This is a genomic window from Lysinibacillus sp. CNPSo 3705 (assembly GCF_028674935.1).
In the GTDB taxonomy this organism is placed as follows: Bacteria; Bacillota; Bacilli; order Bacillales_A; family Planococcaceae; genus Lysinibacillus.
The window spans coordinates 17,472-33,228 of sequence record NZ_JAQZSD010000013.1 but is presented as its reverse complement, the minus strand read 5'-3'; the positions used below and the strand labels follow the sequence as shown (position 1 = coordinate 33,228).

Annotated in this window: 17 protein-coding genes; 6 read left to right on the top strand and 11 right to left on the bottom strand. The window is 35.9% G+C overall.

Translation table 11 applies throughout. The annotated features are described in order from the left end of the window. The first annotated feature begins 38 nt into the window (after positions 1-38). Entirely contained in the window at positions 39-938 is a 900-nt protein-coding gene (locus tag PVA17_RS07885) for a hypothetical protein (protein WP_274067368.1), read from the top strand. Between the two features lie 365 nt (positions 939-1,303). Here PVA17_RS07885 and coaD read toward each other — a convergent pair whose 3' ends face one another. From coaD to PVA17_RS07870, 3 genes are all read right to left on the bottom strand, one after another. Continuing rightward, positions 1,304-1,783: a pantetheine-phosphate adenylyltransferase gene (gene coaD / locus PVA17_RS07880; RefSeq protein ID WP_132357588.1), complete on the bottom strand. Its 480-nt coding sequence runs from the start codon at positions 1,781-1,783 to the stop codon at positions 1,304-1,306. A gap of 46 nt (positions 1,784-1,829) precedes the next feature. Beyond that, the gene (gene rsmD, locus PVA17_RS07875; RefSeq protein ID WP_132357590.1) at positions 1,830-2,390 is read right to left on the bottom strand and encodes a 16S rRNA (guanine(966)-N(2))-methyltransferase RsmD; all 561 of its coding nucleotides are present in this window, start codon (positions 2,388-2,390) and stop codon (positions 1,830-1,832) included. Between the two features lie 184 nt (positions 2,391-2,574). Next, on the bottom strand, positions 2,575-4,002 hold the full coding sequence (locus PVA17_RS07870; RefSeq protein ID WP_132357592.1) for an RNA polymerase II: 1,428 nt from the start codon (positions 4,000-4,002) through the stop codon (positions 2,575-2,577). Positions 4,003-4,058: 56 nt separating this feature from the next. On the opposite strand from PVA17_RS07870, the gene PVA17_RS07865 reads away from it, so the two are divergent. Then, complete coding sequence (locus tag PVA17_RS07865; protein WP_132357594.1) at positions 4,059-4,448, top strand: DUF7147 family protein; 390 nt, start codon at positions 4,059-4,061, stop codon at positions 4,446-4,448. A gap of 2 nt (positions 4,449-4,450) precedes the next feature. On the opposite strand, the gene PVA17_RS07860 is transcribed toward PVA17_RS07865, so the two are convergent. Then, entirely contained in the window at positions 4,451-4,723 is a 273-nt protein-coding gene (locus PVA17_RS07860; protein ID WP_132357596.1) for a YlbG family protein, read from the bottom strand. Positions 4,724-5,005: 282 nt separating this feature from the next. On the opposite strand from PVA17_RS07860, the gene PVA17_RS07855 reads away from it, so the two are divergent. Next, positions 5,006-5,911, top strand: coding sequence for a glycerophosphodiester phosphodiesterase family protein (locus PVA17_RS07855; RefSeq protein WP_132357598.1), 906 nt, complete (start codon positions 5,006-5,008; stop codon positions 5,909-5,911). Between the two features lie 730 nt (positions 5,912-6,641). Here PVA17_RS07855 and PVA17_RS07850 read toward each other — a convergent pair. From PVA17_RS07850 to PVA17_RS07830, 5 genes are all read right to left on the bottom strand, one after another. Continuing rightward, a complete protein-coding gene (locus tag PVA17_RS07850) occupies positions 6,642-6,770 on the bottom strand; it encodes a DUF4306 domain-containing protein (RefSeq protein WP_274067392.1) in 129 nt (42 codons plus the stop codon). 128 nt (positions 6,771-6,898) lie between these two features. Next, the gene (locus tag PVA17_RS07845; protein WP_274067367.1) at positions 6,899-8,170 is read right to left on the bottom strand and encodes a hypothetical protein; all 1,272 of its coding nucleotides are present in this window, start codon (positions 8,168-8,170) and stop codon (positions 6,899-6,901) included. Then, complete coding sequence (locus tag PVA17_RS07840; protein WP_274067366.1) at positions 8,163-8,690, bottom strand: RNA polymerase sigma factor; 528 nt, start codon at positions 8,688-8,690, stop codon at positions 8,163-8,165. Before PVA17_RS07840 ends, PVA17_RS07845 begins: the two co-directional genes overlap by 8 nt. A 163-nt stretch (positions 8,691-8,853) precedes the next feature. Further along, positions 8,854-9,906 (bottom strand): tartrate dehydrogenase, encoded by a 1,053-nt coding sequence (locus PVA17_RS07835; protein ID WP_132357604.1) that lies wholly within the window; start codon positions 9,904-9,906, stop codon positions 8,854-8,856. 156 nt (positions 9,907-10,062) lie between these two features. Further along, positions 10,063-10,509, bottom strand: coding sequence for a YlbF/YmcA family competence regulator (locus PVA17_RS07830; RefSeq protein WP_132357606.1), 447 nt, complete (start codon positions 10,507-10,509; stop codon positions 10,063-10,065). 87 nt (positions 10,510-10,596) lie between these two features. Here PVA17_RS07830 and PVA17_RS07825 point away from each other — a divergent pair, with 87 nt between their 5' ends. Then, positions 10,597-11,097 (top strand): PaaI family thioesterase, encoded by a 501-nt coding sequence (locus PVA17_RS07825; protein ID WP_274067365.1) that lies wholly within the window; start codon positions 10,597-10,599, stop codon positions 11,095-11,097. Here PVA17_RS07825 and PVA17_RS07820 read toward each other — a convergent pair. Both PVA17_RS07820 and PVA17_RS07815 read right to left on the bottom strand, forming a co-directional pair. Further along, complete coding sequence (locus PVA17_RS07820; RefSeq protein ID WP_132357611.1) at positions 11,078-12,553, bottom strand: UDP-N-acetylmuramoyl-L-alanyl-D-glutamate--2,6-diaminopimelate ligase; 1,476 nt, start codon at positions 12,551-12,553, stop codon at positions 11,078-11,080. The genes PVA17_RS07825 and PVA17_RS07820 overlap by 20 nt on opposite strands. Before the next feature lie 205 nt (positions 12,554-12,758). After that, on the bottom strand, positions 12,759-13,877 hold the full coding sequence (locus tag PVA17_RS07815; RefSeq protein WP_132357613.1) for a CAP domain-containing protein: 1,119 nt from the start codon (positions 13,875-13,877) through the stop codon (positions 12,759-12,761). 145 nt (positions 13,878-14,022) lie between these two features. Between PVA17_RS07815 and PVA17_RS07810 the strand changes: the two genes are divergently transcribed. Both PVA17_RS07810 and ytvI read left to right on the top strand, forming a co-directional pair. Then, positions 14,023-14,388, top strand: a complete 366-nt coding sequence (locus PVA17_RS07810) for a YugN family protein (protein WP_132357615.1) — start codon at positions 14,023-14,025, stop codon at positions 14,386-14,388. A gap of 207 nt (positions 14,389-14,595) precedes the next feature. Further along, on the top strand, positions 14,596-15,660 hold the full coding sequence (ytvI, locus tag PVA17_RS07805) for a sporulation integral membrane protein YtvI (protein WP_132357617.1): 1,065 nt from the start codon (positions 14,596-14,598) through the stop codon (positions 15,658-15,660). The last annotated feature ends 97 nt before the right edge of the window (positions 15,661-15,757 follow it).

The following is a 15,757-nucleotide window of genomic DNA, read 5'->3' as shown; positions in this document are numbered from 1 at the left end:
CCTATGTGAATGACAAAAAGTTGAAACGAGATGATAACATGTATGCGATAATTCAAATAGCGATTTGCATAGTTCTTATTCTATTACTCTTGTTATTCCCACAAACTGCTCATAACGGTACTGATTTAGGTTTAAACCTTTTTATGGAGGCCCTTTTCCCGTATTTATTACCTTACCTAATTTTAACGCAATGGCTTCTTCGTTTAACAGCTCCTATGCGAACTAAGACAAAAAGAGCTTCTTTATACGTACAAGCCTATATTATTAGCGCACTCGGAGGGTATCCATCTGGAGCAACAACGATTGTTTACTTAAAAAACAGTGGGCAACTACATCCAAAAGAAGCAAATTTTTTATTAGCCGTATGTCACGCACCTAGTCCTCTTTTCGTACTAGGCTTTGTAAGCCTTGATTTATTACACAGTAATACGTTCGGATGGATGTTTTTATGTTTACTACATAGTTTTAATATTTGCTGTTTACTAACTGGTTACTTCTTATTTCGTAAAACGGATCCTCCTAGCATCTCCATACACAATACACCTTTGCATACAGCACCATTTTCTGAAAGTATTAAAGAAACAGCACCGACAATACTATTAGTTGGCACTACAATAATTTTTTTCACTACCATCCAGACGATCGTCCAGCAAGGCTTAGATTCACTGCTACCTAAACTTCCCTATACAGCCGAGCTTTCCATAGCAGCCATTCTTGAAGTTACAAATGGACTTAAAATGACCGTCTCAGCATTTCCAAATCTCCCATATTTACCATTACTAGTTGTTATGTTGTTAACTATGCAAAGTATAAGCATTCATTTACAAATTTTCGTCATTGCGAAATCAGCCAAGCTTTCTGTTCGACCATATATAAAATTCCGCCTACTTAGCATAATCATTGTACCCACTATTTATGCTCTTTTTTTCTTAAAATAAATAAAAGATAAGGTTTAGGAGTAAAGACTGGACGAGTAAGCACAGTAGAGAAATCAATCATTTCCCCTCTCTAGTTTCGTAGAAAGTATTATGATAATTCCTAAATCCATTTTTTGTCAAATGGATAAAACCATGACAAAATTTTACGTCAAAAAAGCGCGGGAAATCAACGTTTTTAAAATTGATTTCCCGCGCTTTTTAAGGCTTTAGTTTTTGTCACAGCCTCACTCTTTTAGTTTATTAACAATTATGCCTCGTTACTGTCGCTTGCGTGGCGAACTTAGATGATTTCCTCTATTTCAGCGGATGTCTTGTAGCGAAAGTTTAGCAACAAATACAGTCGTTTGGACACAGGCTGAAAAAAGTTAGTACTTTTCCTTCAAAGCTTCTACAACACAAGCAGGAACAAGCTCGCTAACATCACTACCGTATTTCGCAACCTCTTTCACAATGCTTGAGCTTAAGAATGAATATTGATTTTTTGTCATAATGAAAAACGTTTCAATAGTTTCATCAAGAAAACGGTTCATCGAAGTAATTTGCATTTCGTATTCGAAATCCGAAACAGCACGTAAACCACGGACAATCGCTTTTGCTTTTTTTTCCTTAGCATAGTCTATTAATAACCCTGATGAACTTTCAATACGTACATTAGGCAATGTTTTAGTGACTTCTGCCATTAATGCCATGCGCTCTTCCACTGAAAATAACGGCTGCTTGGATGAATTATTTAAAACAGCAACATAAACTGTGTCAAATACATCTGCCGCCCGTTTAATAATATCTAAGTGACCAAATGTCACCGGATCAAAACTTCCAGGAACTACAGCAATCTTCTCTGACAACTTATTCTCCCTCTTCCTCTATGCAACGATCAATGTCCAAGGGGTCTTAGACACCCTCCGAATGAAGATAAACGGATATAATCGTTCCGCCATATGTTTCTTGTCTTTTTAATACAAAGTCCCCAAATATTTGTGGTAATTCTACTTCTTTTGCATGCTCACATAAAATAATGCCATCATGTTGAATTTTATCATTGTCAACAAGAATCTGCACTAAGTCATAATATTCTTTATGATGATATGGTGGATCTAAAAATACTAATTTAAACGTAATATCACGTTTTAATAACGCTTTCACAGCACGCTTCGCATCGATACGAAAAAGCTCAGAGCAATCCTCGTAACGACATTTTTTTATGTTATCCTGTAGTACTTGGAACGCCTTTGCATCTTTTTCAATAAATACGGCGTGCTCAGCCCCTCTACTTAAAGATTCGATACCTAAGCCACCGCTCCCTGCAAATAAATCGAGCGCCGTACCTCCATCAAAGAATGGGCCAATAATATTAAATATGGATTCCTTTACTTTATCAGTTGTAGGTCTCGTCGTGTTCCCTGCAATTGCCTTTAAAGGCATCCCTTTACGTTCTCCTGCTACAACTCTCATAGGTAAATCACCGTACTTTCTTTTTCCATAAATCAATTTCGCCTTGACTTAATTATTGTTGGTGTTGCTGATGCTGTCGCTTCGCTTTCACACAGTCAAAACCCTGTTGTCGCCGCAGCAACAACAGGCTGATTGAAGATAAAAGCATTTTTGCAGCGAAAGACGAACCTCCGCTGCAAAAAATTTATTCTTGTTCTTGTGTTAATAACTTAATATTGATACGACCATCACTTTTTTGTAATTCTACTAAAAATAATCGTTGTAGCCAAGCTTCTTCTACATAATAATTATTGGCAATTTTAATAATCGGTGCTGAAATCGTCGAATATCTACGTTGATTAAAGACATAAAATCCTGGTTCTTTCGGGAATCGGAAGGTACGATTATCACTATTGATATAATACCCATTTTCACCTTCACCAGCAGTATAGCCTAAATAAGGTAACAATTTATCAGCATTATATAATACTTGCCCTTCATAAAGTATTACACGAACGTCTTTTTTCAAAACATCATTCACGTAAACACTTCGTTCATCCTCAAATAATAGTGGATATGTGCCATTTTCTTGGGCAGCATTTAACTTAAAATAAGACGTTTTTGCATCTAGTACCTCGGATAAAAGCTCGTCCATTGATGCAGGGGAAATCGGCTCTTCCCCAAGTTTATTCAAAGCTTCCTGCCATGTCGACTCTTGATTAGCTGTCATATATTCTTTTAACGTCTTCACGATTTTCTTAGCTTTATCTGAGCCAATCATATCTTTCACTAAATAGGATGCCACCACTTCCGGCAACCATGTTGGTGAATCTTCAAACTTATATTGCGACTTTATTTGCGACAGTATAACTTCCTGTTCAACAGCTTGTTCAGTTAGCTCTGGTAAAAATAAAAGTCGGTTATCATGTTCTTTCACTGGATTCTTTTCTTGAATAATAGCGATATGTTGATCATTCAAAAACTTAAAATTCTCCAATGCTTTCAAGAAATCCTTCGAAATAGCTCCCGGGGCATAAATAGACAATACAGGAGTTTGCTCTTGTACTTTTAAATTACCCGTTTGCCAATAAATATCACGAACTGTACCATATCCACTAAACATTGTATAGTTAACAAGTGATAGTTTTTGCTGACCTACTAAAGGCAAGCCCGTTACCCACTGACCAACAGTTTTACTATCTGTTGAAATATGTACAACAGAGTAAGATGATTCACCATTCGTTAATGTGGCGAAAGCATTTTGGATGAGCATTTTATCTTGTAAGCCACCCTTAATTGGAATTATGTATGAAACAGATTGTGATTTAGTCTCCCCTTTATTAAAATACGAGACTTCTTTTGATAGGCGATCACAACTTTTTTCGTTATCGATAAAGCAACTAGGATTTATCGCATTTTCTGGCCACTCTATCTTCACTTTTTGGTTGGGTAAATTTTTAAAATGTTGACGAATATCCAAGCTATTTTCTCGATAGACAATTTCTATCTCTTGTGAATAACGGAATTCGCCATTGCCTGTCTCTAAGTCAGAAGAATAAGCATGGTACTGAAAAAATAACGTTCCGGTAATAATTAGTGCTAAAATAGAAAAAAAACTCATTGCAAATTTCATGTGCTTGACCTCCCGCAGCATGATACTATGTGTATTGGAAAGGATGTGCAATTTTTATGCCACAACAATTTATAGAATTAGGTGAAGGCTATGGTGATGTTTATGAGCTACTTGAAATAGTGAAAACCAATCAAGATCGCTTCCACCAAGCCTTTATACTAACATCCACTAAAGAAGAAAAAAAGGTTGCCTCTTTAGCAGTCGCTTTAAAACCAGTCGGTGAAAGTAAATTCATGCCGATTTATATTTGTCGAGAAGGCATCCCTTATAATGAAGAGCAGCCTTCGCAGCGACAAAAAATGTTTGAAGAAAGTATTAAACGACTAGATCGAAAAGCGGTTGTTGTAGAAATAAAGCACTCTTCTATATTTTCGGAATCAAAACTATTTTATCAATACTTGATCGGAATAATGAGACTTCATCACTATATTCCGTCATTAACATAGTATTATAGACCCGCTTTGTAGTCATATTCTTTCGCTTTATCTGGTTTTGCATTTTCATACTCAGTTTTAACAAATGGACGATAAGACTTTACAACGTCTTTCACGAATGGAAGGCGTTGTAGTTTTGTTGTCATCGATTCAATTTCCTCTCGCTCGCAATAAATCACTACATATTTTTGCCTCCGAGAAATATAAAGAACATGACCATATTTTCGAAGAGACTTCGCATGTTTTAATTGATGGACGTAAACGATTAGTCCTTGGCGTTCGTTCATAGTATTCCCCTCATTTCTTACATAAAAGAATACCATAGACCGGAAAATGATAGCAACAGAGTTTAGCTGACAGAACGCTCGATTTTCCGTTATAATGGAAAAGCATACAACTTTGACTACACGTTTTACATTCACTTATGCAAGTTAGAGAGTACTAGTTTACGTTAGATTGCTCACTGAAAAATCAATTATGCATCGGCATAATTGTAGCTGATGCTTTGCTCTGAAAAAGTCAAATTGCCAGTACTATTTATACTAATTTAATTGTTAAGGAGGACAAATATGGGTAAGAAAACAAAGATTGCTCTTGCAATCGCAGCGGCAAGTGCAGCTGCTTGGGCAGGTAGTAAAGCTATTTCTAAACCTCAACAACGAGAGGGTAAACAAGCGTTACAATTTGATCACCCAATTATTCTCGCACATCGTGGCGGTGCTCATTTAGCACCTGAGCATACAATGCCTGCTTTTGAAAAAGCCGCACAGTTAGGTGTTGACGGCTTTGAAATAGATATACGCTTAACCAAAGATGAGGAAATTATCGTTTTCCACGATGATACTGTCGATCGTACGACAGATGGCTATGGACTTGTTGCAGATATGACTTTTGCAGAAATAAATGCATTAAACCACGGTTATCAATTTAAAGATTTAGATGGGGAATATCCTTATCGAGATGAAAAAATAGACGTTGTATCATTACGTGAACTATTAGAAACTTTTCCAAACATGTTAATAAATATTGATATTAAAGATGCACCAGATACGTATGAAGGAAGTTTAATGCCATCTAAACTATGGCGTTTAATTGAAGAGCTTGGTGCTGAGAATCGAGTAGTTGTCACAAGCTTTTACGGTGAACAAATCGATCGCTTTAATTTATATGCACAAAATAAAGTAGCGCTCGGTGCAGGTGAATCAGATATTCGTAAAGCATTTGCCTCTTACTCAAGCCAATTTGGACACTTATATCATCCAAAGGTAGACGTATTCCAGATACCACCTAAATCAGGAGTAATCACACTGGAATCTCCGAAATTTATCCAGTTCCTGCATAATTTAAATATTCCTGTTCATTATTGGACAATCAATGACGCAGCAACAATGAATAAATTAATTCACAATGGTGCAAAAGGTATTATTACAGATCGACCTGATATTGCTGTAGAATTACTACAAAAACAAAAATAATAAAATGGAGAGTAGACTCTATTTTATTATGATTAACACATTAATTGGTAAGGGCCTTCTTTTAACAGCCCTTACCTTTTTTAATTCTCTACCTATTATAATTAGCGGGTACAAAGACAGCTGCCCTATATGATGAATTTTGGCGCAAAATCTCATTTTTAGTATAAGTATTTGTACCCAAAGAGCCGCGTCCTATTGTTGAAGATCACAAAATATAAAAAATAACGGCTGCATACATACGTTGTAATGAAGTAAACTATATTATTAAAAGCACAAATGATTTTGTTCTTTATTCGTTTAGTTACAGAATATAAGGTCGGAATTATTAAAAAAGAAGGAGAGACACGATGTTCGATCAAGTTGCATATTTTATTTTTCAAGGACTACTTATTCTAACGATTTTGGTTGTTGTGGTTGGCATCCCTCTTGGGGATACACTGATTAGAAAAAAATAAAACTGTATCCGAGTGGATGCAGTTTTTTAATTTAACATGCTTTGTTTCCATAAAACACTCATTACTTTAAATACATTTCTTTACAAATTTTTCATTTTTGCCATCAGATAATGCTTAGAATTTCTTAACCATACTATAACGGTAACTGCTATACTTAAAATTCCACTTATTAAAGTACCCTAAAAAAAATTCTCCCTCCACTAGTTGGTGAATTAAAAACTTAAACCACTAAGTAAAACACATAAACCACCTGTTAATCCCCAAAAGCCAACTGCTCATTTAGTATTGCGTTTTATTAAATAGTAGCCAATTACACTCCGAATGTAGAGTACACTAACCATCATAATAGTAGGGGATAAAGGCTGGAATTTAGCTGAATAAACAAAATAATCGTGTTGGCTAATATCAAGCCCATTTGTAATATCAAGTTAAATAACTCTGTAAACGTTGTTGAATACTTCCATTCCAAAGAATTTTCTATAATGGCACTTCCCTCATACCAAGCTATAATTCGTAGAAACGTCCTCTTATGTTAAAAATCCACTTTAAATCCATTAATTATAATAGATTTAATTTGTTCGGGCTTTAATGGTTCCTCTGACATTAACTTTAGTTTCACTTGATTTTCATCCGTGAAAGAAACTAAACTTGTCAATTCCTTATGACTTCCGTCTTTATTAACAATTGTAGCCGTTAATTCTTCCGTTTCTGTCGCATCGCCTTCCCCTATGACTGTTAAACCCAGCGGAGAAATCTTCAGCTCTTTCGCTTTCCAGTCACCAAAATTCATAGCAAATGGCACTGACTGCCCACTCATCTCTTTTAGTTTAAAGGTTGCTTCCCAATCACCCTCCACATATTGACCAGCTGTATAAATCTTGGCCTGCAACCCATACCCAGCTAGATCGATATCCTTTACATCAAATATATTTTCCTCATAATTATAAGCATAAATGGGTGTTCCTTGTTCATCTCTCCCATAGGAATAACTCTCTGTAGGATGAATCTTCTGCCCAGCTTGATTTACCAAATAAAATTGTCCGTGTTCAATCGCATTATTGGCTGGCCACTCTATTTGCACATAGAGTTTATCATTATTAAGTCCTATATTTGTCATTCGTATTCCGTCATATAGTTGGGGTTGAATATTCAATTTACCTGCAGGCAGTACATATACATCCTCTTCAGGAGATGCTCCACCTCGAATTGTCCCATCTGGCAAAAGCTCTGTTTGTTGTTCTTTAACATCTTGTAAATCTAGAGGGAATGTTACATCCTCTAACACTGATTTATCACTTAAAAAAGAACGAATTTTCAACTTAAAATTATCTGTACTACTCCCATTAAATGACATAAATCGAACTAAGGCTGTTTTCGTTGTAGCATCATAACCGATTCTTTCAACAGTAAAAGACCGTCCTTTTGATATGGAATAATCATAAATGTCCAATGTTTCATCAATACGGTTTCCTTCAACATCCTGCAATGTCACATACACTACTGCCATATCTTCATCTTGCATTGCTGAAACGATTTCCATTTTTATTCCATCATATTCAACAGTACTTTCTATTGGTTGAAGTAATGCAGCTATTTCAGGGCTAATTTGCCATAGCAAATTTTTCACATTGTCATTCATTGCAGCACCAACTGTAATAGAGCTAGCTAGAAATACGGTAGCCACTGATGGAATGAGCCATGTTCTCTTCCTTTTTTTCTTTACTTGGCTAACACCCATTTTTGCTCTTTTGTGTAAATCCTGCGGCAATGGAATTGACTCTACTGACTCTTTTAACTTATCCATAAAAATCTGCCTCCTCTACTTGAACACGTAACTTTTTCAATGCACGATAAAGAATTGACTTTACTGTTCCTAATGGGATTTGGAGCGTGTCAGCAATTTCTTGAAAAGTATAGCCCTCATAATATTTCAGTAATACAATTCCTTTTTCATCACTTGTTAATTCCTCTAGCATCTGTTGTAGCAAGACTTTAACGGTATGGTCACCCTGTTCAAACTGTATATTGTCTATGTATTCATTTTGCATAGGCACAATCTTTTCCAACTTTTTCAAACGATTCAGTGAATTACTAATGGTAATCTTAATAAGCCATGTTTTAATGTACGCAGGTTCTTTTAAGCTTTCAATTTTATCGAATGCTTTATAAGCGGTTTCTTGTACAATATCAAGGGCCTCCTCTTCATTCTTTAAATAAACAAACGCCATTCGATATATATCTGCTTCATACATTTGAAAAAGTTTTAAAAAGGCTTTTTCATTTCCTTTTTGGGCTTTTTTAATTAAACGAATAATGTAACTCACCCCCCTTCTATACATTAGACAATTTAGTTCATGATTTAGCTTAACTAATTTACATTTTCCCATAAAAAAAAGGAAGAATATTCTCCCTACGATTTCATTTATATTATTCCAATTAATTTTTAAACAGCGGGGCTGAAGAAACCCCACTGTTTAAAGTTTTGCTTTAGTGTAGATGATGTAATACCGCATCTGTTACATCACGTAATGTCGCTGTTCCGCCCAAATCGCCTGTTTTAATACCTTCTGCTAGTGTTGCCTCCATCGCATTTAACACTTTTGTACCGATTTCATGATAGCCTAAGAAATCAAGCATCATTTTACCTGTCCAAATTTGTCCAAGTGGATTTGCTATACCTTGTCCTGCAATGTCTGGAGCAGAGCCATGGACTGGTTCAAACATGGATGGATATTGTCTTTCTATATTTAAATTTGCAGCTGGAGCAATTCCGATACTTCCCATAATCGCACCACCTAAGTCTGTTAAAATATCCCCAAATAAATTGGATGCAACAATGACATCAAAGTTTTCTGGCTTCATTACTAAAAAGGCAGCTAAAGCATCAATATGATTAGATACTTGTCCTATATTTTCGTAATCTTTACCTACTTGCGCAAATATTTCATCCCAAAAAGGCATACTGTATGTAATTCCATTAGATTTTGTGGCACTTGTAACATGCTGGCTTCGAGTTTTCGCCATTTCAAATGCATATCGCATGGCGCGCTCTGTTCCCTTCCTTGTAAAAATAGCATTTTGGATAGCAACCTCATCCTGTCCACTATGTATTCTGCCACCACTCTCAGCATATTCTCCCTCTGAGTTTTCACGTACAACAACAAAATCGAAGCCATTTGGGTTACGTAAAGGTGAAGGTAAACCTTGAAGCAATTTTGCTGGACGCACATTAATAGCTTGCTTCATCTCACGGCGGATTTTAATAAGTAGGCCCCATAATGAAATATGGTCTGGTACTAAATCTGGCATGCCTACAGCACCTAAAAAGATTTGATCGTAACCTTTCAAAATTTCAATACCATTTTCAGGCATCATTTTACCTGTTTCTAAATAATAATCACAGCCCCATGGGAATGTAGTCCATTCAAATTGAAAGCTACCATCTAATTGAGCGGCTTTATCAAGAACTTCTATCGCCGCCGGTACTACCTCTTTACCAATCCCATCTCCTGGTATAACGGCAATTCGAAAAGTCTTCATCTGTTAATCCTCCTTTAATTGCTATAACACCTATGCACTTACTATATAATTTTTCTGCAGTAATTACACCCTGATGTTAATGACTATAGTATAAAAAAAGACTGTATAGAAACTCACCCGAGTTTGCATACAGTCTAAGAAAAAGTATTACCTTGTTTATGCAGAGCAAGAGCAAGAACCGCCTGAGCCACATCCTCCACCACATGAAGAACCTGATGCAAAGAACGGATTACTTACAGGAACTTTTACCGCTTCTGAAACATTTTTCCCTATAAGTAAGCTTATTTCATCAAGTAAATCTTGAAAATCGTTCTCAGCAATTTTTAAAGCTGAAACCTTTTCATTTAAATCGAGTGCGCGCTTTTGCTGACGAATCGATTTCATAATTGTATGATAGTCCGGATGATATTTTCCGAAACGTTGTACATCTTCATACTGCTCTTTCATGCGATTAAATGCATAAATAGCTTCGACTATTTGGACATCGCTATACACAGCATCATATGCTTGCTGCAGCATTTTCGCAGGTTCAGAGGAAAGAATCATCTCACAAAGCGCATCGGCCTCATCCAAAATGATTGCCCAGTCAGAGGTCATCATCATTGTTAATTCCCCCAATCTCTTTTCCATCATAACAGATTTTATGGTAATTTTACATTATTGATAATTTTAAATGAAGGAGTTTTTAAATTGGCACCATCGTCTAAAAAGGAAATAGAACAATTACTTGCAGAGATTTTACAGCATAGTACAGCTGAAGATGAGGATGTTTTACTACATTTATTGTCTGGCCTTCACGATAAACAACAAGGTATTCATCGACGCTATATTAATGCTGCCTTACACATGGTTGGCAAATTTGAGCCTGAAATTAGCGAAGTTCGCATGCCCATTACACCTGTTATCCATAATACCATTAAAGTACCACACGGCGGGATTATTGCAACAATTGCAGATGCAGCAATGGGAGGACTTGCTTCACGTTCAGTACCAGAAGGCTTTAATGTTGTTACAACAAATATGAATATCTCTTATATTGCAACAACAACCAACAAAGAACTTATTGCGCGTGGACGTTTCGTACATAAAGGGCGTCAGACACTTGTGATGGAATGTGATATCGAGGATGAGGCAGGACGAAAACTTGCAATTGCGACTGGTTCTTTCTTTGTCATTCAACGCCGTCCTTAGACATAAGATTTAAAAAGTAATCTCGAATACATTGTTGATCGGAAAAAGGGAATTTTTGATTTTTTATTTGTTGGGTCTGTTCATGCCCTTTTCCGGCAACAAGTACAATATCGCCTTTTTCTGCCTTTGCTAATGCTTGATGAATAGCAACTTTCCGATCTAGATAGATTTCATAATATTGCTGCTCAGTAAAACCAGCAATAATACTTTCATTAATTAAAATTGGGTCTTCATCACGCGGATTATCAGTTGTTAAAAAAATGACATCCGCATACTTACTAGCTACTGCTCCCATCGCAAAACGTTTCGCCTTATCTCGATTCCCCCCACAGCTAAATACAAGGTAAAGGGTTTTCGAGCGATCAAAAGTTTGCAGAACAGCCTGTAATGCTTCTGCAGTATGTGCATAATCTACATACACATCAATTCCAAATGGATTGTCTATTTTCTCAAGTCTTCCTTCTGGTAGCCTTAACAACCACATATGCTCGGCTATCTCTTCAATTGAGAAACCTAGGCGCCATAAAGTCATCAACGCGGCTACGGCATTTTGCACATGATATTTACCAACAAAAGGGATTTCCACAATATGCTCAGTCGATGATGTTTGTAAACAAAGTACCGTTCTTCCAAATGATTCACTGACAATTTGGATATGTAAATCATTATGATTATCAAAGCCAAATGAGCAAGATTTTTTCTTATCATAAATACCGACGGAACGGCAAAAATTATCATCTCCATTTAGCACTAGCTTTTTCGATAAATCTGCCAGCCTTTTTTTCGCACGCTTATATGCCTCGAGTCCTCCGTGATCTTCTAAATGATCCTCCGATAAATTTAAAAAAACACCACAATCGATATCACAATGATCAAGTCTATTTTGCTGTAATCCCATTGATGAAGCTTCTAAAACAACATGTGTAACACCATTTCGTACACATTGTTTTAAAATCGGATGCAACTCTTTCGCCTGCAATGTAGTTAATTGCTCATACACGGTTTGTTGTTTCTGTTCATTGATGAAAAATCCTACAGTTCCAATAACTGCAACGTTTTTATGTAGGGCTCTTAATAATTGGCTCACGAAATGACTCACTGTTGTTTTACCATTTGTACCTGTAATTGCAATGACTGTTAATGCTTCTGCGGGAAAGGCTGAAAGCTTTGCACTCGCATACGATAAAAATAAGGATGTATTTGGAACCCAAACAAAAGGAATATTTTGATCGGTAATAGGCATTGAAATACTTTCCTCTGAAACTATTGCGGCAGCACCCCGGGCTAATGCTTCTTTTACAAAACGACTTCCCGATGTCTTCTTACCTTTACGTACAATAAAAATATCCCCAGGTTTTACCGCCTGAGCATAATCCTCGACTCCTGTTATAATTGTGCGAATAGATCCCCCAGTTACGCTACACGGCCAGTCTTTTAATAGCTCTGCTAATTGCAAGCTTCATTCCCCCTTTCGGTTCTCTATCATATGACGGCGTATGTAACGTTGTGACGAAAAATGTAGGCGATCATTGTGCTTATCTCACCTATAGAAGAAGGGGACTTCTGTAGGTGACATTTTGCTTTCAATACTTAATACATTTGAAAAAAGACTGAAGATAAACTTGATTTCGCCAAGTTTATCTTCAGTCTTAAATTTTTATTTATGGTGATGATTCATCAATATTTTCTACTGGTTCCTCAGAGTCTTTCTCACTATCCAGCCCCTGTGAAGATGATTCTAATAATATTTGCGTATAATAGTTTAAAAATACTCCAGATCCCACTGTCGTATATTTATCATTTAAAATGACATTTCGATGCTCAGATGAATTAAGCCAGCCATGCATTGCTTCAATCGCATCAAAATAATCAGTCGCAAGGTTTTCATTCGCCTCATTATATTCGATTCCCTGTGATTCTAATCTCTTTTTTAAATCTCCATTTGTTGGTGATTCATGAGCGAGGAAATTGTGCACCTTCATATCTTCACTATGCATTTTTGCAACTTCTTCTATTGAACCATTAATATTTAATGGTGTTAAATCATGTTGAACTCTAGTTACATTTATTAAATCGTCAAGCTGCGCAGCATTTGCTACATTAATTTCCTGCTGTAAAAAGGAAGATGGTGGTGTTGGTATTACTAGCTCACCTTGATAAGTCATTTCATATGGTTGATGAAGAACAAGGGTTTTACTATTAGTGAAACGTATTCCTTGTAGCTTACCCGTTTCTCTATCTATATAAAGTTGTGCAAAAAGCCCTTCAAATTTTACAAGCAATCGTGTCTGCATATCTTCTTCACTCATCGAGAAAACGAAAATATTTTCACCGACATTCGCAGTTACTTCATAATCAATAATTGTCATTCGGTATATCTCATCGCGCTTCTGACCAACCTTAAAAGGAGAAGCATCCAAATCTTCACCAGCAATGTAAACTTGTGTCACAATGTGATTGTCAACGCCTACCATAAAAAAAGTAGAAGGACTGGAGTTATAGATCCACCAATCATATCCAAAGGAGGATGGTTCCTTTCGTACTGGTTCACCATATTTCTCCAAAACTACTTTAGCTTCTTGACCGATTAATGTCGACATCCCGCTTTTTGGACGTGTCGTTGCTCCCATTTCAGGCTGCTTTAATTCGGTTTTGGGAATAACATTTGAATTGGCATTCGGGCCTTTTAGTGGTTCGTTTTCACGCGGTGTATTAAAAAACATAAAGCCAATTAATGTAATTGCAGCACATACCATAAAAATGCGAAATAAAGCTTTCATACATGACTCCTTCTTATCACATTAGTCTATTTATTATATCAATTGTAATTGGGTTGACACAATGTTGTCATTGCAACAATGTCGAATATGCTCTATTATAAAAATGAGCGTATACTTTGTACGAGAACCTAAAGGAGGATAAAAGATGTATTTCGAAAATACTAACCTTGAAAATTTAACAGCTGATCAAGAACTTATTGTAAGCGTCATGAAAAAAAACGGTTTAGAATGTGATGGCGGCTGGGATTACGAACGTATGACATTTGATAAGCGTTTCGATACTCGCGAAGGTCGTTATTATCTACGTGTATTCTCATATGCTAAATCTGGTGATGTTGGAGCACACGATGCCATTCTAACATTAATGAAACCAGTACTTGGTAAGTACTACTATCCACACGGCGTTGAGTATGGTGATGATGAAGTTTATCCAGCTCATCTTGTAAAAAAATGTGAAGAAATCTTAAAAAAGGTTAAATTAGACCTAGAAGCTTTTGAAATTCATGCTTAATTTTAGATAGTTATGTCATTTTGCATTGATGTCGATTAAACAACGAAATTATTTTATTTTTTTATTAGGGTTTACAATAAATCGGCGATAACATGCAGTGCAATAGCTAAATCTGAAAAGACTGGTGGTCCAGTCTTTTTTATTTTGAGTAAAAATTTTATTTCTTCTCATACTAACTATATCTTTTACATGATGTAGGTGAGACAAATGTTACAATTTTTAAAACACCCCTTTTTTCGCCATCCGATCATTGTTATAGCTATCGGAATTGCAATTCTCTGGTTTATATCTCTATCATTACCCATATTGCTTGCCTACGTAACTGCATTATTATTGGAACCTGTCATCATACGAATTAGTAAACGGTTCCGAAAAAAACGCAAAATAGTCGCATCTATTTTTTTCTTGTTCTTCTCAAGCGTGACATTACTTTTATGTATTCTCATTATATTTATAAGTTGGAAACAATTTTCGACATTTATCATTCATATTCCAGAGTACCTCAACCAGCTATCAGCACTATGGATTCAAACACAATCCAAGCTTTCCAATTATACTTATCACTTGCCCTTAGACCTTGTTATTCAAATTCAACTTATGATAGCACGAGCGCTCTCTTCAATCGAGAAATATGCTCTTTCTTTAACAAATGTAAATGTTTGGTCATCTTCCCTTACGTATATAACATCTCGTTTATTCGATATTTTTGTTTATTGGATTGTACTATATATGTTTCTTTTAGAATTACCGAATATTAATCGTAAAATGTTTGCACCTATTTCGTTTCACTATCATCAAAAAATACTATTTATTGGACAGCGCGTAAAACTTGCTTTATTTGGTTTTGTAAAAGCTCAATTTTTAATTGGTATTTGCATTTTTGCTATAGCTTTTGGAACCTTTTATTTTCTTAAAACACCATTCCCATTTATTTTAGCACTTTTACTAGTCATTTTAGATTTCGTGCCTTTTTTAGATTCATTTATTTTGCTTCTTCCTTGGGCAATATACAAAGCCTTTACAGGTGAATACGTTTATGCTGTTATGTTAGTCATACTTACAATCGCACAATTTTTAGTTCGACGAATGATTGAGCCTAGAGTTATTGGAAATAAAGTTGGACTATCCTCACTAACAACCTTTATTGCCATGTTTATCGGTTTTAAAATGTTTGGATTTTCCGGTATTTTAATTGGTCCTTTACTCGTTGTTGTTATCGTTTCCCTATTTAATCAAACATCCATAAAAAATCTCCCACCTTCTCAAAAATAAGGAGGGAGATTTTATTATGCTCGGCAGAATCGCCTTTGTGCTGCATCCGGAGGCTTCAGGCCAATAAATGTTGTTTTCCGTAAATGCGAAGCGTCAG

What these genes read in the sequence shown, in the direction of transcription:
- PVA17_RS07885 (WP_274067368.1), top strand. Translation starts at nt 39, where the DNA reads ATGTATGCGATAATTCAAATAGCGATTTGCATAGTTCTTATTCTATTA.
- rsmD (WP_132357590.1), bottom strand. Translation starts at nt 2,390, where the DNA reads ATGAGAGTTGTAGCAGGAGAACGTAAAGGGATGCCTTTAAAGGCAATT.
- PVA17_RS07870 (WP_132357592.1), bottom strand. Translation starts at nt 4,002, where the DNA reads ATGAAATTTGCAATGAGTTTTTTTTCTATTTTAGCACTAATTATTACC.
- PVA17_RS07865 (WP_132357594.1), top strand. Translation starts at nt 4,059, where the DNA reads ATGCCACAACAATTTATAGAATTAGGTGAAGGCTATGGTGATGTTTAT.
- PVA17_RS07860 (WP_132357596.1), bottom strand. Translation starts at nt 4,723, where the DNA reads ATGAACGAACGCCAAGGACTAATCGTTTACGTCCATCAATTAAAACAT.
- PVA17_RS07855 (WP_132357598.1), top strand. Translation starts at nt 5,006, where the DNA reads ATGGGTAAGAAAACAAAGATTGCTCTTGCAATCGCAGCGGCAAGTGCA.
- PVA17_RS07845 (WP_274067367.1), bottom strand. Translation starts at nt 8,170, where the DNA reads ATGGATAAGTTAAAAGAGTCAGTAGAGTCAATTCCATTGCCGCAGGAT.
- PVA17_RS07835 (WP_132357604.1), bottom strand. Translation starts at nt 9,906, where the DNA reads ATGAAGACTTTTCGAATTGCCGTTATACCAGGAGATGGGATTGGTAAA.
- PVA17_RS07830 (WP_132357606.1), bottom strand. Translation starts at nt 10,509, where the DNA reads ATGATGATGACCTCTGACTGGGCAATCATTTTGGATGAGGCCGATGCG.
- PVA17_RS07815 (WP_132357613.1), bottom strand. Translation starts at nt 13,877, where the DNA reads ATGAAAGCTTTATTTCGCATTTTTATGGTATGTGCTGCAATTACATTA.
- PVA17_RS07810 (WP_132357615.1), top strand. Translation starts at nt 14,023, where the DNA reads ATGTATTTCGAAAATACTAACCTTGAAAATTTAACAGCTGATCAAGAA.
- ytvI (WP_132357617.1), top strand. Translation starts at nt 14,596, where the DNA reads ATGTTACAATTTTTAAAACACCCCTTTTTTCGCCATCCGATCATTGTT.